The organism is Pseudodesulfovibrio mercurii, assembly GCF_000189295.2.
Lineage (GTDB): Bacteria > Desulfobacterota > Desulfovibrionia > Desulfovibrionales > Desulfovibrionaceae > Pseudodesulfovibrio > Pseudodesulfovibrio mercurii.
This window is the reverse complement of sequence record NC_016803.1, coordinates 3,459,306-3,478,972: the sequence shown is the minus strand read 5'-3', so window position 1 is coordinate 3,478,972 and position 19,667 is coordinate 3,459,306. Positions and strand designations below refer to the sequence as shown.

The 19,667-nt window shown below is 66.7% G+C and carries 19 protein-coding genes; 5 read left to right on the top strand and 14 right to left on the bottom strand.

The window, feature by feature from the left end:
- Positions 1 to 51: 51 nt before the first annotated feature.
- The 3 genes from DND132_RS15675 to DND132_RS15665 all read right to left on the bottom strand — a co-directional run bounded on the left by DND132_RS15675 (position 52) and on the right by DND132_RS15665 (position 3,438).
- On the bottom strand, positions 52 to 702 hold the full coding sequence (locus tag DND132_RS15675) for a response regulator (RefSeq protein WP_014323741.1): 651 nt from the start codon (positions 700 to 702) through the stop codon (positions 52 to 54).
- Positions 695 to 2,560, bottom strand: a complete 1,866-nt coding sequence (locus tag DND132_RS15670; protein ID WP_014323740.1) for an ATP-binding protein — start codon at positions 2,558 to 2,560, stop codon at positions 695 to 697. The genes DND132_RS15675 and DND132_RS15670 overlap by 8 nt, the downstream gene beginning before the upstream one ends.
- A gap of 83 nt (positions 2,561 to 2,643) precedes the next feature.
- On the bottom strand, positions 2,644 to 3,438 hold the full coding sequence (locus tag DND132_RS15665; protein ID WP_014323739.1) for an MBL fold metallo-hydrolase: 795 nt from the start codon (positions 3,436 to 3,438) through the stop codon (positions 2,644 to 2,646).
- A 177-nt stretch (positions 3,439 to 3,615) separates the two neighbouring features.
- Between DND132_RS15665 and DND132_RS15660 the strand changes: the two genes are divergently transcribed.
- The 3 genes from DND132_RS15660 to DND132_RS15650 all read left to right on the top strand — a co-directional run bounded on the left by DND132_RS15660 (position 3,616) and on the right by DND132_RS15650 (position 5,610).
- On the top strand, positions 3,616 to 4,593 hold the full coding sequence (locus DND132_RS15660; RefSeq protein WP_014323738.1) for a lipoate--protein ligase: 978 nt from the start codon (positions 3,616 to 3,618) through the stop codon (positions 4,591 to 4,593).
- Between the two features lie 215 nt (positions 4,594 to 4,808).
- Positions 4,809 to 5,111: a carboxymuconolactone decarboxylase family protein gene (locus DND132_RS15655; protein WP_238528178.1), complete on the top strand. Its 303-nt coding sequence runs from the start codon at positions 4,809 to 4,811 to the stop codon at positions 5,109 to 5,111.
- 109 nt (positions 5,112 to 5,220) lie between these two features.
- A complete protein-coding gene (locus DND132_RS15650; RefSeq protein ID WP_014323736.1) occupies positions 5,221 to 5,610 on the top strand; it encodes a PaaI family thioesterase in 390 nt (129 codons plus the stop codon).
- A 161-nt stretch (positions 5,611 to 5,771) separates the two neighbouring features.
- On the opposite strand, the gene DND132_RS15645 is transcribed toward DND132_RS15650, so the two are convergent.
- The 6 genes from DND132_RS15645 to DND132_RS15620 form a co-directional block, all read right to left on the bottom strand.
- Positions 5,772 to 6,080 (bottom strand): DUF6506 family protein, encoded by a 309-nt coding sequence (locus DND132_RS15645; protein ID WP_014323735.1) that lies wholly within the window; start codon positions 6,078 to 6,080, stop codon positions 5,772 to 5,774.
- Between the two features lie 15 nt (positions 6,081 to 6,095).
- Entirely contained in the window at positions 6,096 to 7,085 is a 990-nt protein-coding gene (locus DND132_RS15640) for an NAD(+)/NADH kinase (RefSeq protein ID WP_014323734.1), read from the bottom strand.
- A gap of 65 nt (positions 7,086 to 7,150) precedes the next feature.
- Positions 7,151 to 8,122: an alpha-ketoacid dehydrogenase subunit beta gene (locus DND132_RS15635; RefSeq protein WP_014323733.1), complete on the bottom strand. Its 972-nt coding sequence runs from the start codon at positions 8,120 to 8,122 to the stop codon at positions 7,151 to 7,153.
- 48 nt (positions 8,123 to 8,170) lie between these two features.
- On the bottom strand, positions 8,171 to 9,130 hold the full coding sequence (locus DND132_RS15630) for a thiamine pyrophosphate-dependent dehydrogenase E1 component subunit alpha (RefSeq protein WP_014323732.1): 960 nt from the start codon (positions 9,128 to 9,130) through the stop codon (positions 8,171 to 8,173).
- An 18-nt stretch (positions 9,131 to 9,148) separates the two neighbouring features.
- Positions 9,149 to 9,574 (bottom strand): Lin0512 family protein, encoded by a 426-nt coding sequence (locus DND132_RS15625; RefSeq protein WP_014323731.1) that lies wholly within the window; start codon positions 9,572 to 9,574, stop codon positions 9,149 to 9,151.
- Positions 9,575 to 9,584: 10 nt separating this feature from the next.
- Positions 9,585 to 10,922: a 2-oxo acid dehydrogenase subunit E2 gene (locus DND132_RS15620; protein ID WP_014323730.1), complete on the bottom strand. Its 1,338-nt coding sequence runs from the start codon at positions 10,920 to 10,922 to the stop codon at positions 9,585 to 9,587.
- Between the two features lie 387 nt (positions 10,923 to 11,309).
- Between DND132_RS15620 and DND132_RS15615 the strand changes: the two genes are divergently transcribed.
- Complete coding sequence (locus DND132_RS15615; protein WP_238528177.1) at positions 11,310 to 13,310, top strand: sigma-54-dependent Fis family transcriptional regulator; 2,001 nt, start codon at positions 11,310 to 11,312, stop codon at positions 13,308 to 13,310.
- Positions 13,311 to 13,448: 138 nt separating this feature from the next.
- Here DND132_RS15615 and DND132_RS15610 read toward each other — a convergent pair whose 3' ends face one another.
- The 5 genes from DND132_RS15610 to DND132_RS15590 form a co-directional block, all read right to left on the bottom strand.
- Complete coding sequence (locus DND132_RS15610) at positions 13,449 to 14,249, bottom strand: dimethyl sulfoxide reductase anchor subunit family protein (RefSeq protein WP_014323728.1); 801 nt, start codon at positions 14,247 to 14,249, stop codon at positions 13,449 to 13,451.
- A 2-nt stretch (positions 14,250 to 14,251) separates the two neighbouring features.
- Positions 14,252 to 14,809, bottom strand: coding sequence for a 4Fe-4S dicluster domain-containing protein (locus DND132_RS15605; RefSeq protein WP_014323727.1), 558 nt, complete (start codon positions 14,807 to 14,809; stop codon positions 14,252 to 14,254).
- Positions 14,810 to 14,820: 11 nt separating this feature from the next.
- Complete coding sequence (locus DND132_RS15600; RefSeq protein WP_014323726.1) at positions 14,821 to 17,064, bottom strand: molybdopterin-dependent oxidoreductase; 2,244 nt, start codon at positions 17,062 to 17,064, stop codon at positions 14,821 to 14,823.
- Positions 17,065 to 17,097: 33 nt separating this feature from the next.
- On the bottom strand, positions 17,098 to 17,664 hold the full coding sequence (locus DND132_RS15595; RefSeq protein WP_014323725.1) for a TorD/DmsD family molecular chaperone: 567 nt from the start codon (positions 17,662 to 17,664) through the stop codon (positions 17,098 to 17,100).
- Between the two features lie 123 nt (positions 17,665 to 17,787).
- The gene (locus tag DND132_RS15590) at positions 17,788 to 19,122 is read right to left on the bottom strand and encodes a LuxR C-terminal-related transcriptional regulator (protein ID WP_014323724.1); all 1,335 of its coding nucleotides are present in this window, start codon (positions 19,120 to 19,122) and stop codon (positions 17,788 to 17,790) included.
- 72 nt (positions 19,123 to 19,194) lie between these two features.
- Here DND132_RS15590 and DND132_RS15585 point away from each other — a divergent pair, with 72 nt between their 5' ends.
- Positions 19,195 to 19,611, top strand: a complete 417-nt coding sequence (locus tag DND132_RS15585) for a hypothetical protein (RefSeq protein WP_041915828.1) — start codon at positions 19,195 to 19,197, stop codon at positions 19,609 to 19,611.
- Positions 19,612 to 19,667 lie beyond the last annotated feature (56 nt).

The window sequence follows — 19,667 nt, the reverse complement described above, 5'->3', positions numbered from 1 at the left end:
GGCCCGCGATCCGGGGTGGGGAATTTCCCTAAGGGGCGTGGCGGGAGCGTGTCAGACCGAGATGAGCCCGTGGCGGATGGCCAGCTTGGTCAGGTCCGGGATGGTCCCGACCTCGAGCTTCTCCATGAGGTTGTACTTGTGGGTCTCCACGGTCTTGGGGCTGATGTGCAGTTCGGCCGCCGCCTCCTTGACCGTCAGGCCGTCGGCCAGGAGCCGGAAGACCTCCAGTTCGCGCGGGCTGAGGTGGTCGAAGAGGTCCTCCCGGCCCGACCGCTCCGGGGAGAGCTGGCGCAGGAGCGCGGCCGGGTCGATGGTCGTGAAGTATGTCTTCCCGGCCATGACCGCCTCCACGGCGGCGCACAGGTCGGCGGGCGGGCCCTCCTTGAGTACGTGGCCCGAGATGCCCGCCTTGAACAGCTCCAGGATGAACCGCTGGTCCGAGTGCATGGTGTAGATGATGATCCGCGTCCGCGGCGAGACCTGGCGGATCAGCCCGGTGGCCTCCACCCCGTCCATTTCGGGCATGGAGATGTCCATGATGACGATGTCGGGCGCAAGTTCCCGGGACAGGGCCACGGCCTCGGCACCGTCCGTGGCCTCGCCCACGATCTCGATGTCCGCCTTCGGGGCCAGCAGGCTGCGGATGCCCGCGATGACGACCCGGTGGTCGTCGACGATGAGCAGGGTGGTCTTCTTATGCATCGTTTGCGCTCCCGATATCCAGTTCGGCCAGGATCTGGGTGCCCCGGCCCGGCGCGGATTCCATGTGGAAGGTCCCTTCCAGCTGGACCATGCGCTCCTTCATCAGGGTCAGCCCCAGGCTGCCCGAGGTCCCGGCCCGCGCGGCCACGGCCGCCTGGTCGAACCCCTGCCCGTCGTCCTCGATGGTCAGCCCCAGCCGCCCGTCGCGGCTGATCAGGCTGATGTGCACCTGGCGCGCCCCGGCGTACTTGACCGTGTTGGTCAGGGCCTCCTGGGTGATCCGGTACAGGGCCAGTTCCTTCTGGCCGTCGAACCGCCTGGGCACGCCCTTGTGGAAGAAATGGATGTCCAGGTCCGTGGACGCGCGGTACTCGTCGAGCAGGGCCTCCAGGGCCTGGGCCAGACCGAGGTATTCCAGGGTGTCGGGCCTGAGCCCCTTGGAGATGGACTTGATGTCCCGCTGGACCAGGGTGATCTTGTCCGCCGCGCTCTCCAGCTGCCCCTTGCAGCAGCCGTCGGCCGAGGCCAGGGATTCCAGGGCGGCCTGGAGGTCCAGGCGCAGCGTGGTCAGCAGCTGGCCGGTATGGTCGTGCAGCTCGCGGGCCACCTCCCGGCGGTCCTCCTCCAGGAGGTTGATCAGGTCGCGGGACAGGAGCTTGCGCTGCTCATGCTCCCCTTCCAGCCGGTGGTGGATGCGTTGCAGCGCCTCGTTGGCCTCGGCCAGTTCGCGGGTGCGCTCGCGCACGCGGTCCTCCAGCTCCTGGTGGGCCCGGTGCAGGGCCTGCTCGGCCTTGAGCCGGGCGTCCAGCTCGGACTTGAGGGTGGCGGTCTTGGCGTCCACCTCGGACTCCAGCTCCGAGGCGTGGAGCAGCAGCCGTCCGGTCAGGGGCCGCAGCAGCCGCCACAGCCCGATGACGCAGACCGCGTAGATGAGCAGGGAATACAGGGCCAGCTGGATGAGCCGCAGCCTGAGCGGGTTGTACAGCTCGCGCTCGTTGACCGACACGGTCAGCCCCCAGCCCGCGCCGCCCGCAGGGGTGTAGGCCGTGACCTCGTCCCCGGCCGTGAGGATGCCGCCGCTCCCGGCCACGGCCCGGCGCAAGGCCTCGGCCTGGCTCGGCGTGGGTGCGGCCGCGCGGCCCGTCCCGTCCGGGAACAGGCGGATGTCCGGCCCGGCCGCGTAGCCCAGGCAGACCGTGCCCGCGCCCCGGACGTTCCGGCCGCGCTCGATGATTTCCAGGAGCCGGGCGATGTCCATGACCACCAGGTCCGTGCCCACCCGCTGCCCCGTCCTGGCCAGGATGGGCGCGGCGACGACCATGCACGGACGGCCCTCCGGGACCACGGGCGGGGAAAAGCGCACGTCGTCTGACGGCCCGGCCGCGTTCCCGGGCGCGCTCCCGGCCATGTCCCCGACCAGGTTCGGCGGAACCGGCGCGCCCACCGAGGCCACCGGGCGGCCCATGCGGTCCAGCCGGGTCAGGCCGACCACCTCGCCGGACAGGTCCATGGCGTCCGCGAGCTTGGGCCGGGTGAACGCGGCCAGCTCCTCCAGGGAGCGCCGGCCCGCATTGTAGGCGGCCAGCTCCTCGCGGATGCGGGTCCGGCTGGTCACCTGGCGCGACAGGTCAAGCGCCCGCCGGTACCACTCGCCCACGGCCAGGCCGCGCGTCTCGGCGATGTGCGCCAGCCCGGCCTCCTCGGCCTGCTTGAGCTGGTGGAACAGGGTGGCCACCACGGACAGCCCCACGCCCAGGGCCAGGACCAGCAGCGCCCCGGAGGCGTAGAGAAAGAGCCGCCGCTTGAGGCGTTCGGACAACCGGGAATCCGGGGTGGGCGAGGACGCGGGTGTGTTCATGGCCATGCCTGCCGCGCGGGGGCGCGTCCCCCATCAGTAGCCGCATTCGCCCGCGACCGCAATGCGGCCCGACGGAATCCGCCCTACTCCATGGGCGGGCAGAGGCTCACGTGGGGAGAGGCCGCGGCGAGCACGTGGACCGGCATGTCCGGCCGGGCGTACTTCTGCATGGCCCGCTTGACCGTGAAGGCCAGGTGGAAGGGGTCCCGGGCCTCGGACGGCATGTGGTAGATGACCACCTCCAGCGGCCGGAAGATGTCGTCGATGATCGCCTGGCCGTTCGGGTTGTGGTAGAAGATCGGGTTGACGAAGGCCGCGTCGATGGGCACGTCCCTAAGCGGCTCCTCGTAATAGGCCGCGACGTGGTCCGCGTCGCCGGTGAAGAGCAGGCGCATGGTCCCCAGGGTGACCAGCAGGCAGTCGTTGCGCACCTCCTGGAACTGCTTGCCCATGTGCCGCGTGCCCACGGCCGTGACCGTCAGGCCGGGCTCGGGCGTGACCGTGCGGGCCTGTCCGGGATTGAGCCCCATGGTCCAGTACGGCACGGACCGGCGTTCGAGCACGCCGATGAGCCGTTCCAGGTCGGGCGACCCATGGGCCGCGTCCGGCAGGAAAACCCCCTTGACCGGCCGCCGTTCCAGGTGGTCCAGGACCAGCTCCGGGGTGAAGTGGTCCGGGTGCTCGTGGGTGAACAGTAAGTAGTCCAGCCGCGCGAAGATGCCCTCGCCCCGGCCCATGCGGGCCATGTCGCCCGCGCCCACCCGGTCGAACGGATGCCCGTCCTGATCGTGCATGCCGTCCACGAGCAGCCCCAGTCCGTTCCCTCGGACCAGTACGCCCGCGTTGGCCACCAGGTCGATATCGATGCAATCGGTCACGTGTTCCCTCCTTTCGCGCTCTCGGTGCAAAGGTCATACCCCCTTCGCCCGTCCGAGGCCAGCGGCATGCGCGCCCCTTGCCCGGCGGTCCGGAGCCGGGTATAGGGCGGACGGCCCGGCCAGATCCCCCGCCTCCCCGAGGCCCGTCTTTTGCATCGCCCGGGCAAAGGAGACAGCATGCGATACATATACAACCAATCCACCGACCCCACCTTCAACTTGGCCGCCGAGGAATGGCTGCTGACCGAATCCGGGGACGAAATCTTCATGCTCTGGCGCAACCGGCCCGCGGTCATCGTCGGCCGGAACCAGAACACCCTGGCCGAGATCGACGAGGCCTTCACCCGGGAGCGCGGCATCCCGGTGGTCCGCAGGCTGAGCGGCGGCGGGGCCGTGTTCCACGACCTCGGGAACATCAACTTCACCTTCATCAACAACGGCAACCCCTCGGAAGGCCTGGACTTCGAGCGCTTCACCGTGCCCATTCAGAAGGCCCTGCGCTCCATGGGCGTGGAGTGCGTCTTCAGCGGCCGCAACGACCTGCTCATCGACGGCAAGAAGTTTTCGGGCAACGCCCAGCACTTCCACGGCGGCCGCATCCTGCACCACGGCACCCTGCTCTTCTCCTCGGACATGACCGACCTGACCGGGGCCCTGCGCGTGGACCCGGAAAAGTACCGCGACAAGGCGGTCAAGAGCGTGCGCTCGCGGGTGACCAACATCGCGAGCCACCTGCCCGTCGCCATGGAGGTCACGGACTTCATCCGGGCGCTCATGGACTTCGTCTCCGGCGGCGCGTCGCCCGACGACATGGCCCTGAGCGACGACGAAACCGCCGTCATCAAGACCCTGGCCGACAGGCGCTACCGCACCTGGGACTGGAACTTCGGCTCCTCGCCCGCCTACAACTTCTCCCGGCGCACCCGCACCGAGGGCGGCCTGCTGGACGTGAACCTGTACGTCAAGAAGGGACGCATCCTCAAGGCGCGGCTGTTCGGCGACTACTTCGGCGTGCGCGACGTGGACGCCCTGGAGGAGCGGCTGCTCGGCTGCCGCCACGAGCGCTCCGAGCTCGAGGCCCGGCTGGCCGACGTGCCCCTGGACGAATACCTGCACGACGTGACCCTGCCCGTGCTCCTGGACTGCCTGTTCTGAGACCTGTCCCGGCCGGGCGGACTTGTTCGAAATCCGATCAATGTTCACGTCCGGGACAGGCTCCGGCCCCATTTCCCCATTACCGCAATCCGATATCGCCAACAACACATTGATTTTACAAGGAAATACTACTGGGGCATACTCCTTGCTGTATAGCTGCATCTCAACTTTAAAACCCAGGAGAAACTCTCATGGATGCAGCTGAAAAAGCTTCAATGACTTTGGCAAAAATGACCCAGCGTGCGGGTAAGGTCTTCCCCAATTACCTTGCCTTCACCAAGGAAATCAGCCAGGTTGGTCCCATCGACCACAAGACGCAGGAACTGATCCACATCGCCTGTTCCGTGATGTCCCAGTGCGACATGTGCATCTCCCTGCATATCCAGTCCGCGGCCAGCCTTGGCGCCTCCAAGGAAGAGATCATGCAGGCGGCCCTGCTGGCCTGCGCCATGGGCGGCTCGCCGAAGATCATGCAGATGCATTACGTCTTCGATGAATTGGAAGACCTGTTCGACTAACCGAACGGCGGTATTGTATCGGGACCGGGGAGGGCGCACGCGCCTTCCCCGGCTCCCGATGGTCCGCCGTCGAAAAACGGCGGGCGCACGGCCCGCACCCGAGGCAACCATGGATATCAAGACGCATGAAGGCATTGACCGCTCCCTGTGCGGGGAACCGGTCGAGATCCGTGAAGGCGGCAGCACGGTGCGGCTGACCTGCACCCCGAACATGGCCGCCGACGCGAGCGGCCTGGTGCACGGCGGGTTCATCTTCGGCCTGGCCGACTACGCGGCCATGCTCTCCGTCAACCATCCCAACGTGGTCCTGGGCGCAGCCGAGACGCGCTTCCTCAAGCCGTCCCGCGTGGGCGACGTGCTCGTCGCCGAGGCGCAGGACCAGACCCCGCAGGAGCGCAAGCATCTCGTGCAGGTGGAAGTCTCGTGCGGCGAGGACGTGGTCTTCAGCGGCACGTTCACCTGCTTCGTGACCAAACAGCACGTGCTCGCCGGTTCCTAGTCCCCCCGAACCATTCCGACAAAAAGGCGAAAAATCAGATGAGGAGGCCGCTACGCGGCGTCTTCAGCTGATTTGTCGCCTCCGACGGAAGGGGTTCGCACCCCCCGCATCCCCGGGTTGCGCCTTTGGCGCGGCAAACCGGGGATGTGTCGCTGTTTCGGCTAGCCGAACAGGGTGTCGCCGCTGACGTTGTTCAGGCCGGGGTGGATGTCGAAACGAACCACGCCCACCGGGACGTTCACGGCCGCGGCGATGCGCGCGGTGCCGGCCGCGCCGAAACCGCCGCACAGCTCGATGGCGGCGATGCCTTCCTTCTCCACCAGTTCACGGGCCACGGCCTCGGCCTGGGCATAGTCCTTGACGGCCACGGCCACGAGCTCCACGGCCTCGGTCTTGACCCAGTTGCGGTTGCGCGCGGGATCGGCGCCCGGTGCGACGAAGATGAACGCGGCCTTCAGTGCGTTGCTCATGATTGCTCCTTGCGATTATGACGGTTGACGGAACAGCCCCTCGGTCCTGGCCAGGGCCATGGTTTTGTCCACGTCGATGACCATGGGGCCTTCGGTGTTCAGACGGATGGCTGCCCTGGACCCGCTGTGTATCTCAACCTCGCGTTCGCCGTCCAGGGCGATGAGTCCGGGGCTGGTCTCGATGGGAAATATCTGGCCGGGGGCCATCTCGGAGATGCCGCAGATGGGCACGTCGGCGAACATGCCCGGCGCGATGGCCGCCGTGACCACCACCGGGGACCCGGCGCCCAGCCGCAGGGCCAGGCCGACGGGCTCCTCCGGGCTGATGGAGCGCAGCTGGCCGCCGATGGCGGACAGTCCGATGGACCCGGCGCTGCACCGGGTCATGAACAGCTGGGGGACCTTGTCCATGTGCCACACGGCCTTGGAGGCGAGAAAGACGTCCTCGTACACGGCCGCGTCCACCAGGGCCATGTCCACGACCTCGTTGTTGATCAGGATGTCGAGCCTGCAGGACCGGTAGCAGCAGGACTCCACCGGCAGGCGACCGCTGGCCACCAGGCCGGCGGCCAGCCCGGCCACGGTGGCCTCCCCCATGATGGGGAAGACGTTGTTTGTCCCCGTGGAGAGCGGCAGAACGGGAATGGCTGTCGAACCTTTGCAGGCCGCCCGGCTGGTGCCGTCGCCGCCGAGGATGACGAGGCACTTTGCGCCGAGGGTTTCCATGATGCCCGCCGCGATGGTGGTGTCGGTCTGGTTGTTGCGGATGGGCATTTCCACCGGCTCCACGGGGATGGAAGGGGAGATGGCGTTGAGGGCCCTCGGCACGATGGCGTACCCGTCGGGCATGTACAGAATCTTGGTCACTCCGGCCTTTTCCAGGCCGAGAATGAGCCGCCTGACCATACGCACTTTTTCCTGGTTGTCGAAAACAGACCCGTGGGCCACCAGGCGACGGATGTCCTTGCCGGAAGCGGGATTGGCCAGAATGGCTGCGATGCTCAATGGGGCGCCCTCATGAAATGCGGCGGGGAGAGCGGCCGAAGCCGCCCTCCCGCCAGGCTATGGGATTAGCGAAGACTCTTGACGGCTTCGACGATGTTGTCCGCGTTGGGGATGTAGAACTGCTCCAGCGGCGGAGAGAACGGCACCGGGCAGAACGGGGCGCCCACGCGCTTGATGGGGGCATCCAGGTAGTCCAGGGCCTCTTCGGCGACCATGGCCGCGATCTCGGCGCCGGGACCGGCGAACTGCACGGCCTCGTGGGCCACGACCAGGGCGTGGGTCTTCTTCACGGAGTCAAGGATGATGTCCTTGTCCAGCGGCAGCAGGCAGCGCGGGTCCACGACCTCGGCGTCGATGCCGTCGGCCTTCAGACGTTCGGCCGCCTCCAGGGCGGAGTTGACCATGAGGGAGGTGGCCACGATGGTCACGTCCGCGCCCTCGCGCTTGATCTCGCCCTTGCCGAGCTCGATGGTGTAGCTCTCGTCCGGGACCTCGCCGGACATGCCGTAGAGCAGCTTGTGCTCCAGGAAGACAACCGGGTTGTCGTCGCGGATGGCGCTGATCAGCAGGCCCTTGGCGTCATAGGGGGTGGAAGGGATGACGACCTTGAGGCCCGGGATGTTCATGAACCAGGACTCCAGGGACTGGGAGTGCTGCGCCGCGGCGCCGATGCCCGCGCCCTGAGGCATGCGCAGGGTCATGGGAACGGTGGTCTTGCCGCCGAACATGAAGCGCATCTTGGCGGCCTGGTTGAACAGCTGGTCCATGGCCACGCCGATGAAGTCCACGAACATCAGCTCGGCCACGGGCCGCAGACCGGCAGCGGCCGCACCGGCGGCGGCGCCGACGATGGTGCTCTCGGTGATCGGGGTGTCCATGACCCGCCGCTCGCCGAACTGGTCGAACAGACCCTGGGTGACGCCGAAGCAACCGCCGAACCGTCCCACGTCCTCGCCGAGAATGAAGACGTTCTCGTCGCGCTCCATTTCCGACTTCAAAGCTTCATTGAGTGCCTGAAGATATGTTTTTTCGGACATTGTACTCTCCATTGAATTTTTAAGGATTCGAGAAAGGTGAATCGCCGCCTAGGCGTAGACGTCGTCCATGAGCGCGCTGGTCTTGGGCATCGGGCTTTCCTTGGCGAAGGCCACGGCTTCGTCGATGTCCTTGGCGATGCTTTCCTTGATCTTGTCCGCTTCGTTCTGAGTCAGGGTCTTGCCCTCGACAAGCTTGGCCTCGAACCGGGGGATGGGATCCTTGGCCATCCACTCTTCCAGTTCCTCGGTGCAGCGGTAGGTGCAGGCGTCGCCCTCGAAGTGGCCGCGCCAGCGGTAGGTCTTGCACTCGATGAGCGAGGGGCCCTCGCCCTTGCGGGCGCGCTTGACGGCCTCGGTGACGGCCTCGTACACGGCCAGCACGTCGTTGCCGTCCACCACCACGCCGGGCATGTCATAGGCGGCGGCGCGGTCGGCGATGTCGACCACGGCCATGGACTTGCACTGCGGGCAGGAGATGCCGTAGCCGTTGTTCTCGTTGACGAAGACCAGGGGCAGCTTCCAGGCGGAGGCCGCGTTCAGGGCTTCCTGGGTGGTGCCCTGGTTGGAGGCGCCGTCGCCGAAGAAGCAGACGGTCACGTCCTTGGTCTGCTTGTATTTCGAGGCCAGGGCCGAGCCCACGGCCAGGGGACCGCCGCCGCCCACGATGCCGTTGGCGCCGAGGATGCCGAGGTTGAGGTCCGCGATGTGCATGGAGCCGCCCTTGCCCTTGCAGTAGCCGGTGGAGCGGCCGAAGATTTCGGCCATCATCAGCTTCAGGTCGCCGCCCTTGGCCAGCAGGTGGCCGTGGCCGCGGTGGGTGGAGGTGATCATGTCCGCGTCGGTCAGGGCCGAGCAGGCGCCGGTGGCCACGGCTTCCTCACCGATATAGAGGTGCACGAAACCCGGAATCTCGCCGGCGGCGAAGAATTCCTGGAGCTTCTGCTCGAACAAACGAATTTTGTTCATGGTTTCGTACATGTGAACCAATGTCTTCTTGCTGAGAGCCATTGCTTTCTCTCCTGTAGGTTATTTGGCCTTGGCGGCGCATCCGCAGGCCTGGTTTTTCGATCCATCCGCTCCCGCGGCCAGGTCCGTCTCGATGGAGACGGTCAGGGCCGCACAGGCCGCGACGATGTTGCTCACGCCCGGGGCGAAACAGGGGACCTCGATGCCCGGCACGCTCATGCCGCCGGGGACCACGGTCAGGGTCTTTTCGCCGATGGGGATGCAGGCGAGCACCGCGTCGCGGTCCACGCCGTCGGGATTCGGAACGGCCACGTCCGCGTGGACGTGCACACCCTGGAATTGATCACGGCCGCAGATCTCCACGATGCCGCACAGGCATATGCGGGACACGGCGTCGCGCACCGCCCTGACGGCGGCCTTGGTCATGTCCTCGCCGTGCAGGTCGGCGGCATAGCCGAGTTCGATAGCAAACCGTTTCAGCGCCATGGGGTGCCCCCTAGACGATCATCAGGCCGGGCATTTCCAGCATGTCTCCCAGCTCGCGCAGGAAGGCCATGGCCGGAGCCCCATCCGTGGTCATATGGTTGAAGGTCAGGGACAGGGTCATCATCTGGCGCGCGACGATCTCGCCGTTGTGCACCGCGGGCTTCTCGACGATGCGGCCGACGCCCAGGATGCCGGTCTCCGGCGGATTGAGGATGGGCGTGAAACCGTCCACGCCGAGCATGCTCACGTTGCTGATGGTGAAGGTGCCGCCCGTGATCTCGTCCATGTTCAGGCCGCCCTTGCGAGCCCGACCGGCCGCGTCGCGAACCTTGTCCTTGAGTTCTTCCAGGCCGAAGGTGTCCGCTTCCTTGACGTTGGGCACGATGAGCCCCTTGTCGATGGACACGGCGATGCCGAGATTGACGTGCGGATGCAGATGGATGCCGTCCGCCTGGAGGGTGGAGTTCATGACCGGGTGACGCTTCAGTGCGCGGCACACGGCGTAGGCGATGATGTCGTTGTACGACACACGGTAGTCCGCGTTGCGCTTGTTGCGCTCGAGCAGCTTGGCGCGCAGGCCGACCATCTCGGTGACGTCGAGCTCGACGAACACGGTCAGCTGGGCCGCGTTCTGCAGGCTGGCCTGCATGTTGTCCGCGACGAGCTTGCGCACGCCTTCCATGGGCACGATGGTGTCCTTGGCGGGCGCAGGCCCGGCGGCGGGCTGGGCGGCCGACGGGTTCATGGCCCGCAGGATGTCCGCCTTGGTGATCTTGCCGTCCTCGCCGGTGCCGGTCACCTGGCTGAGGTCCACGCCCTGCTTGCGGGCGAAGTCAATGGTCTTGGGGCTGGCGTTGATCCCGGCGTAGGCGGAATCAGCGGCGTCCTGGACGTCCTTGGCGGTGATCTTGCCGTCCTTGCCGGTACCGGTCACCGTGGACAGGTCCACGCCCAGTTCCTTGGCCAGCTTGCGCGCTGCGGGCATGGCCGGAACGAACTTGCCGTCCCCGGCCGGGGCAGCGGCGGCGGGCTTGTCGGCAGCGGCGGCGGGGGCCGCTTCGGCCGCGGGTTTGGCCGCACCGGCGGGAGCCGACGCATCGACGGCTTCGCCCGGGGCGGCGATGATGGCCAAAACGGCCTGGATCGGGGCCACGTCCCCCTCGGGGACGATGATTTTGGCCAGGACGCCGCTGGCGGGCGCCTCGACCGAGTTGGTGATCTTGTCGGTCTCGACTTCGAACAGAGGCTCCCCGGCTTCGACCGGGTCCCCTTCGCCCTTGAGCCAGCGTGCGACCTTACCTTCTTTCATGGTCAGGCCCCACTTGGGCATAATCACATCATGAGCCATAACCAAGTCCTCCTGGTTTTTTTTGCATACGTTGCCGGAGGGATTGCAACGCTGGTGCCAAGCGGCATAGGTCAATGATTCAAGCCGGATAACAGTATATATTACTGTATGTACCGGCTAAGTGTTCGGTGGATGAACAACTGGAGGCCTTTCTCCGCCAACCTGTCCAGTACACCGCATCACGCTGATTTAAAAAACTTAATCCTTATTTTGGCTCCCTGGAAGCGTTCAAAAATCGAACACTTGACAGTTTTTTACCCTTGGAGGACAAAAACCATGCGGTCATAAAGATTTCTTGTGTCAGTCCGGAGGTAAGGCATGCACCTGCTCCTCAGAGATGGAAACGGATTCGAAATACGACGGGACCCGCACGCGCCGGATGCGGCGGTGACGCTGCCCATATCCTGCGCCCATAAACAGCGGAACGCCCAACTGAGTTACTCGAACTGGAAACAGTTCGTCGAAGGCAAACGCCTGAAAAACAAAAACGTGGACCGGGCCCTGCTGGACTCCTGGCAACGCTGCAAGGACATGGCCGTTGATCCGGCCCCGCGCAGCTGCTGGGACTTTCTGCCCATGAACCAGCTGGAGCAGTTCACCACCACCCTGGAAAAGATCTGCGGCGAGGTCGAATCCACGGCCTACGAGGTCATCAAGGGCAAGGGGCTGCTCATGACCATCGTCAACGCCGACGCCCGCGTGGCCCGCACCTGCGGCGACATGGACGTCCTGCGCGAGGCGGACAAGCTGAACTTCGGCCCCGGCGCCAACTGGTCCGAGTCCTGCGTGGGCACCAACGCCATCGGCACCGCCCTGGCCACGGGTCGCCCCATGCAGGTTTTCGCCTCGGAGCACTTCTGCGAGTCCCACCACAGCTGGAACTGCACCGCCGCTCCGATCCTGGACCCGCGCGGCAACGTCTGGGGTTGCTTCGACGTCTCCGGTCCGACCTCGTCCGACCACTCGGGCGCCATGGACCTGGTCCTGCACGCGGCCCGCGCCCTGGAACAGAACCTGAGCCGCCTCTATTGTTCCGAACTCGAAGGCCAGATGGCCTCCCTGTTCTCCTCCATGTTCAACTCGGTCATGACCGGCGTGCTGTTCCTGAACAAGTCCGGCAGGATCACCAGCGCCAACAACACCGCCGAGCTGCTCCTGTGCCGTCCCGGCGGCGCCCTGCGCGGCCGCAAGGCCGAGGAACTCTTCGACATGGGTCCGTACCTGGCCCAGGCCAAGAACGCCTCCCTGTGCGAGCCGGTCATCGTCAAGTGCCTGGTCAACCCCGGCCTGTACATCCGGGTCATGCCGACCTTCAGCGCCAGCGGCGCGTGGCTGGACACCATCGTCACGGTCAGCGAGACCCAGCGCTCCAGGCAGTTCACCACGGGTCCGGCCGCCTCGCCCCGCAAGCCTGCGGAGCCCGAGGAGGTCAAGGGCTTCGAGCACGTGCTCCACGGCAGCTCGGCCATGCGTCAGGTCATCCGCCAGGCGGCCAACGCAGCCCGGACCCCGTCCACGATCCTGCTGACCGGCGAGTCCGGCACCGGCAAGGAGCTGTTCGCACGGGGCATCCACCAGGCCGGTCCCAGGGCCAAACAGCCCTTCGTGGCCGTCAACTGCGGCGCGTTCTCCGAGGAGCTGGTCCAGAGCGAGCTGTTCGGCTACCGCGAGGGCGCCTTCACCGGCGCGGTCAAGCGCGGCCGGGTGGGCAAGTTCCAGAAGGCGGACAAGGGCGTGCTCTTCCTGGACGAAATCTCCGAAATGCCCATGTCCCAGCAGGTCAATCTGCTCCGGGCCCTGGAGGAGCGGGCCGTGGTCCCGGTGGGCGGCACCAGCCCCCTGCCCGTGGACGTGAAGATCCTGGCCGCCACCAACAAGAACCTGCGCGAGCTGGTGGACCAGGGGCGGTTCCGCGAGGACCTCTACTACCGGCTCAACGTGGTCACCATCGCCATCCCGCCCCTGCGGGAGCGCGGCAACGACGTGACCCTGCTGGCCGAGTACCACCTGAGGCGGCTGTGCGACTCCTTCGGCATCCCCTGCCCGGCCATCGCCGCCGAGACCAGGGAGCTGCTCGCCGGCCACGAATGGCCCGGCAACGTCCGCGAGCTGATCAACTGCCTGGAGTACGCGGCCAACAACCTGACCGGGGACCTGCTCCTGCCCGAGCACCTGCCCCACTACCTCCTGGAACGGACCAGCGGCAAGGCCGTCTCCGGCAACGGGCACGCCAAGGGCAAGGGCTTCCTGCTCAAGCAGCGCGAGGCCAACGCCATCCGCGAGGCCCTGGACTTCCACGACGGGAACATCAGCAAGACGGCCAAGGCGCTGGGCATCGGGCGCAACACCCTGTACGCCAAGATGGAGCGCTACCACATCGAGGGCTGACCCCTCTCCCGATTCCGAACAACGGCGCCCCGCAGCGAATCTTCGCTGCGGGGCGTTTTGTCGCCGGGGGGAAGGAGGACCCGCTCCGGCCGAGAGGATGCGGGCGGGACCGGCAAGTCCCGCCCGGTGTGGAGGTTGCTAGTACAGGCCGCCCATGTTGGCGGCGGCGTGGATGGTGTCGGCGAAGAACCCGGCGCGTCCGGCCAGTTCGCCGAGCAGGGCCAGGAGCGGCAGCCCGGCCGGGATGGTCCGGAACTTCCAGACCACGCCCAGGCAGGCGATCAGCACGGCCACGTGCGCCCAATAGAAGCCCGAGCCCAGCCAGGCCTGGGCGGTCATGCGCATGACCGCGCCGCCCGACAGCCAGACGCACGGGGCGACCAGGTTCAGGACCAGGCCGACCACCAGGGCCGTGGTGAAGATGCGGGTCATGAGCGGGGCGCGCTCGCTGCCCGCGAACCAGCTGCCGAAGCCCGAGCCGAGGATCACGGCCGAGGTCAGGAAGAAGCTGAACGGCAGGGCGTTGTTCAGGGCGGGCAGGGCCGGTGGCGCGTAGGTCATGCCCGCTGACACGATGACGCCCAGGCCGAGCAGCGTGCCGAGCCAGGCCAGCACGGGCCTGCCCGCCTTGCCCGCCAGGAGCACGGCCAGCACGGTCACGCCGGTGAACAGCCCGGCGAACAAGACCTCGCGGCTGAGCCAGGCCGTGCCCAGGTGCTTGAGGGCCGTGGGCGCGGACAGGGGATGGCCCAGGTGGAACAGGGAGCCGAACATGCCCAGGATCATGAGCCCGGCGATGAGCCGCCATTCGCTGCGGGCGTCGCCGGACTCGGCCCCGTCCCCGTCGGCCGTGGTGCGGACCACGCGCATCAGGGTCAGGCCGATGGCCGCCTGGGAGAACACGGTGAACAGGACGAGCGGAATTTCCATGGATTGCATGACTACCTCCTGACCATCTTGGGGGTTTGGGGCAGGACGAACCGGGTGGACGGGTTGAGACTCTCCATCCGGGGGTAGCCCGCCGGGTACTGGACCTCGTTGGTCTCCTCGAAGTCGGCCAGGTCGATGAGTTGCAGGGCCTCCACGGGGCAGGCCTGCACGCAGGCGGGCTTGAGCCCGGCGTCCAGGCGCTCGTGGCACAGGCTGCACTTCTCGGCGCGCTTCTCCACCGGGTTGTACTTGGGCGCGCCGTAGGGACAGGAGCGGATGCAGTTGCCGCAGCCGATGCACTTCTCCTGATGGTGGACGACCACGCCGTCCTCCCGCTTGGTGTACGCCTCCACCGGGCAGACGTTCAGGCAGGCCGGGTTCTCGCAGTGGTTACAGGAGAGCGACAGGAAGGCCCGCTCGCGGTGGGGGTAGATCTCCTCGCTCAGGGGGTGGACCTGACGCCAGACCACGCCCTCCACCTGATGGTAGTAGTTGCGGCAGGCCATGGCGCAGGTGAAGCAGCCGATGCACCGCTCGGTGTCGACCAGGAATGCGTATTGCTTTTTCATCATCGTTCTCCTTACGCCCGCTCGATGTCGGCGAACTGGTCGTGGATGGCCACGCCCGGAGCCCCGGCCTTGAACGCGCCCATGTCGGCGGACTCGTCGTCCACCAGGTTCTGGACGTTGAAGTCATTGCCCCGGCCGAACCATGCCTCGTACATGAGCAGACAGTCCTCGGCCACGTTGTCGGTCAGCTTGACCCTGGCCTTCTGCTCGCCCACCTTGTTGAACACCCGGACCGTGTCCAGGTCCGCGATGCCCTTCCCGGCGGCCGCCTTGGGGTGCATGTAGATGAAGGGTTCCTTGTCGTACTCGTGCATCCAGTCCAGGTTGACGAACTGGGAGTGCAGGCCGAACTTGGTGTGCGGGGTCAGCAGGCGGAACTTGTCGTAGTTCTCGCGCCCGGACTTGAACTCGGGCAGGGCCTTGTGTCCATTTCCGGCGCACAGTTCGGACTTGAACTCGTACTTGCCCGACGGGGTGGCGAAGGTCTTGTCGCTCCACGCCGCCGAAGACTTGAGCCTGGCCTTGACCGGCCCGTTGCGCAGGGCGGTCCAGTCGTCGATGCCGAACATGTCGTAGATGGACTGGTTGAACTCCTTCTCCATCCACTCCTTGGTGTCGATGTCCCGGGGGAAGGTGCAGGAGCCGGGGGCCAGCTCGTTCATCTTCCCGGACAGGGCCGCCGCGATCTCGATGTTGGACTTGGTCTCGAACATGGGCTTGATGGCCTGCTCGTTGATGGACAGCCAGTAGTGCCAGTAGGAGACGTTGACCGTCCATTCCTCGAACAGGGTGGTCACCGGCAGGACGATGTCGGAGTTGGCCACGGTCTCGTTGAAGAACTGGTCCACGGTGACGACCATCTCCAGCTTGTCGAAGGCCTTTTCCAGCTTGGGCCGGTCGAAATCCTGGCCGAAGGGATTCTTGCAGGAGACCCAGAGCATGCGGATGGCCGGGTCCGCGGTGTCCAGGATGGCCTGGGCGGTCTTGTTGATGTTCACGGTGCGGTCGGTGTAGCTCGCCCCGGAGCCGCTGGTGAAGTCGAACTCGCCCTTGGCCGCGCCTCCCAGGAATCCCTTGGACCCCTCGGGCTGCTTCTGGATCAGGGCGTGGTAGTTGAAGCCCCAGGTCTGGAGATGGCCGTAGCGCGCGCCGCCGCCCTCCTTGCCGATGTTGCCGGTCATGGCCACCAGGGCGTCGATGGAGCGCACGGACGCCCCGCCGTTGGTGTGGCGCTGCATGCCGTAGCCGATCCAGATGGTCGCCGGGTCGGCCGAGGCGAACTCCTCGGCCACCTCCATAATCTCGCGGGCCGGGATGCCGGACTGTTCGGCGGCCCACTCAACGGTCACGTTGTTGCGCAGGTAGTCGGCGAACTCGTCGAAGCCGAGGCCGTGATTGCGGACGAAGTCCTCGTCCACCAGCCCCTTGTCCAGGATGTGCCGGGCCATGCCCAGGGCCAGCGCCCCGTCCGAGGCGGTCCGGGGCTGCCAGAACACGTCGCCCTTGGCCGCGGTCTGGGTGAAGACGGGGTCCACGACCACGATCTTGGCCCCGCGCCGCTTGGCCTCCATGATGTATTTCATGGAGTGGACCGAACACCAGGCCGGGTTCGCGCCCCAGACGATGATATAGCGCGCCTTGACCATGTCCTCGGGGTCGTTGCACCACATGTTGCCCATGTCGTAGTTCTGGGCGTCGATGCCCGCGGGCCAGCACGGGGTGCCCACGAAGCGGGTGGTGTAGCCGAGCGAGGACATGAGCCCTTCCACGCCGTAGTTGGTGATGCCGAAATTGCCGGAATACTTGGTCATGCCCAGGCCGAGCAGGCTGCCGTCCTCCTCTTTCAGCTGGAGCATCTTCCTGGCGATCATGTCCAGGGCCTCGTCCCAGGACACCCGCCGCCACTTGCCGGACCGGCGGCCGTCCTGGACCATGGGGTACTTGACCCGGTCCGGGCTGTAGGGCCGCCGCGTGTAGCTGTAGCCCTTCACGCACAGGCCGCCCTTGGTGAAGGTGGACTCGGGCGCGCCCTCGATGAACTGGACGACCCCGTCCCTGACGTAGGTCTTGATGCTGCACGTGTCGTAGCAGTTGCGCGGGCAGGCGTTGCGGAAGACCTGGTAGTCGCCCTCCTCGAAAGCGGCCGCGCGGGCCTGATCGGGCACCAGCAGGGAACACGGCAGCATGGCCGCCGCGCCCGCCGCGGCCGCCCCTTGCAGGAATCGCCGTCTGCCGAACATACGTTGTTTCGTCATATGATCCTCCTCCAGATCACGTTGAAAGGTTGCCTATGCCTGGCCGGCCCCTGCCGGGGGCCGGATCGATTCGAGCCAGCCGCCCAGGGCCGCCACGGCCATGCGCACCGGCGCGGACACGTCCGGCTGCGCCTCCACGGCCCCGATGAAGGCCGGGACCCAGCCGGGCAGGTGTTCGCCCATGAGCCACTCCCGGACCTCGGCCGGGACCGGGTCGTCCGCCGCTCCCTCGCCAGGACCCGGCAATGCCGCGGCCAGGTCCAGCTCGAAGGCCAGGTGATCGTCCGGGGTGCGCCCCTGGTCCGGGACTCGGAGTCCCAGGGCGCGGTAGGCCTCGCGCACGTCCAGGGTCGGCCCGCCCATGAGCGCGGGCTCCACCTGGTAGGCCGAGGCGTAGGGCGGGGCCGGGACGGCCATGGGCCCGACAAAGAGCCGGTTGAAGTCGTACTCCGCGCCGGTCCAGTCGGTGTCCGGCGCAAGCTCTCGGTGAAAGAGTCCGGAAACGGCGAGCGCCGTGCGCCTCAGGTCCGTTGCGTCGCGCGACGCGAAGAAGTCCCGAAGGGCCCGCGCCTGGTCACGAATGTCTGTCTGGTCCGCCATGTTTCACCTCCACTGCACAACATACGGGAATCATGATTACCGAGTATGATAATGTTGCGCGAAGGCGACAGACGGGAAAGTGGGGATAGAATGGGTAGGCCGTCCTACCCATTCAGGTGTGGATCAGGCGGTCAGTCCCAAGGTCTTGAGGTGGGCGTACAGGCTGACGCTCTTGCCGTGCAGGCCGAGCTTGCGCCGGATGTTCTTGCGGTGGGTCTGGACGGTCTCCAGGGAGATGTTCAGGGTCTCCGCGATCTCCTTGGACGGGTGCCCGGCCTGGATGAACTGGGCCACGCGGGTCTCCATGTGGGTCAGCTTGAGGAGCAGCGGGTCCGAGCCGCCGCTGCCGGGCGCGAGCCGCGCCAGCTGGTCCTTGGCCACGGTCAGGTAGCCCTTGCGGATGGCCGCGTCGTCCTCGTTCTCGATCCGCTCCAGGGCGGGCAGGACCAGGTTGTTGACCTTGGCCGAGACCTCGCCCAGGAGCTGCTCCCGCTCGCGGTCGATGGACTGGAGCACGTTGCGCAGGGTGATGTTCATCTCCTCGAGCTGCTCCTTTTCGCGGCGCAGGGCCTCGGTCCGCTCGGAGACCACCCGCTCCAGGGTCTCGCGCTGGGCCGCGTGGGCCGTGATGTTGCTGAGCATGAGCATGTACTCGTCGCTGGCCATGGACACGCTGCCGATGGAGTTGATCTGCATGCGGTAGATGACGGCCTCGTCGAACGGGTTCATCTCGCAGGACGTGCCCTCGGGGTAGTACTTGAGCAGGTCCTCCATGGACTGCCCCTCCATGGACAGAACGTCCCAGATGGGCGCGCCGATGACGTCCCGTCCCTCCAGCACGGCCTGGACCGCCCGGTTGGCCTTGGTCACGCGGCCGTCGCCGCCGACCACCAGAATCAGCTCGGACGAGGCGTCCAGGATGTTCTCGTAGCGGCACTTCTCCAGGGTCAGCAACCGGTTGGCCTCGTCCAGCTTCTGCGCGGCAAGGTCCGGCAGGATGCGCGTCCAGTCGCGCACGAAGAGGACCTCCAGGGCGTCGCCGTAGAGCTTGACGTGGCGGCGCGCCTGGACCTTGCTCTCGTAGGAGCCGTCCAGCTTCTCAATGACGTCCACCAGGCTGTGGATGAAGGTCTTGAAGCAGCCGATGTACATGTCGGCGGTGATGCCGCGCATGCGGTGCCGCCGGGCGGACTCGATCTGCGGGCGGCCCCACTCCCCCTCGTGGCGGATGAGCCAGGGGAAGTCCGGGTTGGCCAGCCCCCGGTCCCGGTGCTCCCGCATGGGCGCCAGAAAGTCGGACAGGGCCAGGAGGCAGTCCGCCCGCTTGGCCGTGGTGTGCTCCAGGTAGCCCGCCTGCTCCATGCGGACGGACCAGCGCTCCAGGAAATAGTCCTCCTCCTGCTCCATGGCCAGGAGCATGTCCCAGTAGTGCCGCTGCTCGCCCGACCGGTTCTTCATGCCGCCTCCCTCGCGTATACCCAATGGATACCCATGTCTTGCAATATACCGGACCCGGCGTATGATCAAGGCATGAAAAAGCGCACCCTCCCCACCCTGTTCGCGGCCTGCGCCGTCCTGGCCCTGGCCTGGACCGCGCTCCTGTCCGGCCCGGCCCTGGCCGACGCCCTGCACACCTCGGTGCCCGGCGGCCGGGTCCACCTGGACGGCGCGCCCAAGGTCGGCCAGCCGGTCAAGGTCGTCTTCGACCTCAACGGCTACCGGTTCCCGGCCGGGGCCTACACCGCCGTGAACCTGGAGTTCCCGAACCGGCCCGAGGGCGACAAGCCCAAGGTCCGGCCCGGCTATCCCGAGACCACCGTGACCTTTGCCGTCCCCGGCGAGTACACGGTCATCATCCTGCTCAACGAGGTCTCCAAGTCGAGCTGCGGCGGGGTCAAGGCCAAACCGCTCATCGACGCTGTCCTGGACCTGCACGTGACCCCGTAGCCGTCTCCCGGAACAAAGAGAAAGGCCCGGCGTCAGAAGACGCCGGGCCCGGTTGT